General features: G+C 30.0%; 3 protein-coding genes and 2 pseudogenes. All 5 read right to left on the reverse strand.

The features are described from left to right. Positions 1-920: 920 nt before the first annotated feature. Positions 921-1382 (reverse strand): ankyrin repeat domain-containing protein, encoded by a 462-nt coding sequence (locus tag Trichorick_RS08955; protein WP_323739310.1) that lies wholly within the window; start codon positions 1380-1382, stop codon positions 921-923. 177 nt (positions 1383-1559) lie between these two features. Then, positions 1560-2953, reverse strand: a pseudogene (locus tag Trichorick_RS08960) (amino acid permease). A 543-nt stretch (positions 2954-3496) separates the two neighbouring features. Continuing rightward, positions 3497-4318 carry a 4'-phosphopantetheinyl transferase family protein gene (locus Trichorick_RS08965; RefSeq protein WP_323739311.1) on the reverse strand — a complete coding sequence of 274 codons (822 nt, stop codon included), beginning with the start codon at positions 4316-4318 and terminating at the stop codon, positions 3497-3499. Positions 4319-4513: 195 nt separating this feature from the next. Then, positions 4514-4972, reverse strand: a complete 459-nt coding sequence (locus tag Trichorick_RS08970; RefSeq protein WP_323739312.1) for a DDE-type integrase/transposase/recombinase — start codon at positions 4970-4972, stop codon at positions 4514-4516. Then, positions 4888-5082 (reverse strand): annotated as a pseudogene (locus Trichorick_RS08975) (hypothetical protein); the annotation flags it as partial. The pseudogene Trichorick_RS08975 and the gene Trichorick_RS08970, both read right to left, overlap by 85 nt.

Here is a 5082-nt window from a genome sequence, read left to right on the forward strand (position 1 = left end):
GCATTAATTATACAACTTATATCATGGGTGCGAGGACGGCCTATTTTGCCTTGAGCTACAAAAGGTTCTAAGATTAACCATTCTTTATCCGTGATATCAGTAGAGTACATTCCTTCATATGTTGAGTTTTAAGCATTTTAGCTTATATTCCTAATACTTTCAAGACAAGCTCTAAGACTGTGAGACGTACATAGTAAAAATACTAATTAATCTTCCCCAAAAAAATAGCACTTAGTGATTTATACCTTTGCACAGAGCGCACCACTAGTTTTTCACCGTTGAATTACATAAATATATAATGCATGTATTATTTAATTTTATTCTTATACTATTTTCATTATTTTTCATATGCTCTTCTCTATTGTAGGTTGTATTATACATGTCTACAATACAATTGTAATGTCAAGCAGCTATGTTAGAAATTATCAGAATTTTATATAAAATTTGGGTGTGCAATGAATTTTCTCTAAGTACAAGCTACAATTTTATTATTTGTACAATATTTATAATGAAAGTTATTGTGTGATCAAAAAACAACTTAACTCGTATTAAATATTAACACTCCATTTGTAGACTTGTCGATGGAGCTGGAATTTTTGAGACAGTTTCTACAATACTTAAATTAGATAAAAACAATATTGATATTAACATTTTGCTCTAATAGATAACACTTTAGAATAGCATATCCAATTTGCATAATTGCCACCATCCTAAAAAAATTAATAAATAATGGTAGGATATAGCTACGCAGATTTTTAATAGTATTTAAACTTTAGTTATTGCATTTTTTATACAAAGACTAAAATCTTTTTCTGGAATATAAGCTTTAGTCATAGAATTTTATAAATATCAGCTAAAATATAAGAAAGCTTTTCTATATTGAGTAAATTAGATTTACTGTAGTGGCGTCACGAATTTTATCAAAAAATTTCACAGTTATCTTTAATGCCACCAAGTAAACTTGTATCTTGATTCTCATCTTGTTCATTTTCAACAAAATTTTCTTTACTACTTGCTTTTAGTGATGAAATAATAGCAAGTGAGTTTTGTATCTCTGGATGATAAAGATTTATAATATCTTTAACTGTGTTACCTTTATTATCAGTAACATCTAAACTTGCTCCTAAAGTTACCAATTCTTTAGCTATTTCAATTTGATTATATAAAACAGCCCAATGTAGAGGTGTTTGACCCTGATCATTTCTATGATAAAGGCTTATATCTCCATTTTTTATAGCTTTACGTACCGAGATTAAATTACCTTGATAAATTAAAGTAAATATGTCTATACTTTCTACATATACGACTGACTCTGTTATAGTTTCTTTAATTATAAGTTCTTCAACTTCTCTTTCTTTGTAACCATAATAAGAACTTTTCATTACTAATAAACCTTAAATCAATGGTAGTTTTAGATAGTGTATTCAAAATATTAAAACTGTCAAATAGTTTCAGAATTTTTATATATAGAATTTATGCCAAATAACTAGTAGATTTAGATATTTAAGCTACCAAGGTTCAGTAAATAAAATCACAATCATCTTGACATGCTTACAGATTTAATAGCTGGATCTTATAAAAATAGATCTAATTATATACAGTACAAATATGGTACTTAACCAATATATAACCAGTTTACCAGTGATTAATATATTACCCTCATTGTCAAAAACTTGTTTCAATAGCAAATACCCAGCAGCTACAAACGCAATCGGTGCTACTATAAAAATAGCTGGACATTTAAATGACCTTATAACATTTGGTAATTTTAATCGAAATAGCATTGCTATAGATACTATAGTGATATAATCAATCAATGCACCCATACTGGATAATTGGCCTAATAGTTGAAAAGGACATAATGCACCAAGCAATGCAGTGATTATAGAAAATATTATTATTGTAACATACGGACTATCATATCTAGGATGAAGTCTAGCTAAAGCCTTTGGTAGCAGCCCATCTCTAGCAATCACGTAGAAAATACGTGATACACCATAAATATTCATCATGATTACCGTTGTCATACCGCAAACAGCACCGGTAGCCACAATTGCTGATCCAATATTGCTATTATTGATTGCCAGCGCATGTGCTAAAGGTTGTGGATTATTAAGCTCAGAAAAATTTATTATACCTGTAACCAAGCCACCTATCAATACGTATATTGCTTTGCTATCACTAATGATCCTATTATACCTATTACTAAATCACGTTTTGGGTCTTTACACTCTTCGGCAGCAGTAGCTATAGTTCCAAAACCAGTAAAAGCAAAAAATAATATAGAGGCACCAACCACCACATTATCAAAACCAAAAGGTATAAATTCTACCCAATATTTTGTATTGAAATGCGGGGCTGCAAATAACACAAAAACAAAAATTGCCCCCATTTTTATAAACACTAAAATTGCATTTATTTTCTTACTATCTTTATTTCCTAGATATAATATAAAACCTACAAATGCTACGATACATAGAGCTGGTAAGTTTATAATTCCGCCATCAGCAGGAACTTTACCAAATATTTCCGGTATAGCAAATCCTGCTACCTTGAATATTGATTGTATATAGCCAGACCAGCAGGCAGAAACAGCTGCTGCACCTAAACATAATTCTAATATTATTATGCCACCAATTAACCAAGCAAAGACCTCACCAAATGCTACATATGAATATGTATACACACTACCTGATGTTGTTAGCATCGTTGCAAGCTCAGTATAAGCAAGTGCTACAAATACGCAAGTTACGCCAGCGATGATGTATGATATGGTCACGGCTGGTCCAGAATATTTTGCAGCTACAAGCCCTGTTAGAGCAAATACGCCGCTACCAATAATACCACCAAGACCAAATAATATTAAATCAAATGCTTCTAAAGTCTTATTTAACTCACCAATAGCACTGACTTCCTTTACTGATTCAAAGCTTTTTTGTTTAAAGAAACTCATGAGTTTAATATTTTTTAAGTTTAAAGTATAGGAACTTCAAATGCCATATATACGTCAATTTGGTAGATAAGAGAAGTAGTAAGTGAGATGGAAGAGTTAAAATTCATCAAAGATTTATTGTTTTTTCAAGGAATACACAATAAGCGAAGATAAAGGAATAAAATATTTGCTGGTTTTGCTAAATCAAGGTAACCGTATGGTTCTTCTTTCAATTACTCACAAATTATTTTCATGACAATGTTTTAAATCCGAGTCTGAGATCAGTTAGTCTTGATAATCCTCTCCATATTAATCATGCTAGGTAATATTAAATGCGTTAAAATCTTATACTTGTTCACTCTGTTTTAAGATCAATAATCTTTAAATTTAAATCATGATTTAAAGGATTAGTTTTTAGTATTAATTCAATATCTTTAAGCAACCTTTTTACTTTTTTCTCTATAGTTTTCAACTTTAGCTTTTTATTGGTTTGGTGTTGTAAATTTTGAACTTTTATTTTTGAGAATTCTTCATTCAAAAATTCAACAATTTTCTATTAAGAAATTAATGGAAGTATTTTAACCTTATATTGTCAAAGGTATTTCTTTGGTTATTCATTTCTAAATAAATTATTTTATTTATTTTATGTTCTATGGCAATTGCTCCAGAGTAATTTTTGGGTACTTCTAATGGGAAATAATACCATGCTTGGTCATAGTTATTTTCTTTACTTGCAAGAAATATCTTTCTATCAAAAGTTAATATCATAGCTTCTATGGTATTAATTGGATAAGACAGTCCTCTGCCGTTTGCTTTAATCAATGATTCTTTCTTAGTCCATAGATTATAGAAGAATTTAAGCTTTTCCTTATCTTTAAGAGTAGTAAAAAATTTATATTCTGCTTGAGTAAATATTAAATCAATTAGTTCTTGTATATTTAAGCTATCATCATGCAATTCTATATCAATACCAACTTGGTAATTTAAAGTGATAATATAAGCTATCACGCCATGTGAATGAGACATATTAAATTGAATATTATGGCTATTATTTTTTAAAAAAGGTTTTCCATATTCATTATAAGTAAATTCAATATTTTGTGGAAACTGACTAGTATAATAGCTTAAAATATATCGCAAAATTCCATGAGAAATAATATATTGATCACTTAACTGTTTAGTGTAGTATTTAGTAGCTCGACTTTTTTCATCAGTTGAAAGGCACTGCCAAAATTTATGTATAGTATGAGGTAATATAAGATCGTTGCAATTAGTTAAATTTATAGTATAGACAAATGCCTTATTGGAATTTTCATTAAATTTCAGTTCTTCTGCTAAAAAACTATTTTCAAAAATACGAGAAGTAGCAAGTGGATAATTTGGCATAATAATTTATATTTTGCAATTGGTAAAAGTAACTTTAATTAATAGCTCCACTGAATTATCGATAAGATAAAAATTGCTTAAAAATATAAAGTTATATGACAAAAGCAAGCATAGCAAATCAATCGATAGAAAAAGCAGTTTTGATTAGTGAGATAAGGGGTATTTAAGGCACCGTCAAGTTAAATACACGAGACTTTAAAAAGTCCTATATCCATAGATTTCAGACAGCAAGAAGCCTTGTGGTAGCCTCATCTCAGATTGATTTAGCAACAGAAAAAGCAGCTCGCTGTTCTTGAGCATTTTTTGTATATCGTCCGACATCAATAGCAAATATATTCTCACCTTACCCATCAATGATAATGTTCTTTGAACCCCATGCGGAGATTTGAATTTAATGAGTACTTTTTCTTTTCGACGAGTAGGTTGATGGGCATTTTCGGCTCGATTATTTAATCCTTTATGAGAACGATGATCTGTCTTAGGGCACATATAGAGTATTGGTTTTTGATAGCTCTTTAGCTTATCTGTAATAATGACTCTTGGCGCTTGATAATTCCCAAGTAGCTTCGTTAAGAAGCGTATAGCCGCTTTCTTATTACGACGCTTTTGTAATAATACTTCCAGTTTGTAACCGTCAGAATCAACAGTCGCCAAAGTATAAACATTTCACCGTTAACTTTGACCGTCATCTCATCTAAATGCCATTTGTCCGTCGGTTTACGTTCTCTTTTTCTAATCACCTCTTGAAAATTAGTAGCAAACTT

Origin of the sequence: Candidatus Trichorickettsia mobilis (assembly GCF_034366785.1) — a bacterium.
Classification (GTDB): domain Bacteria; phylum Pseudomonadota; class Alphaproteobacteria; order Rickettsiales; family Rickettsiaceae; genus Trichorickettsia; species Trichorickettsia mobilis_A.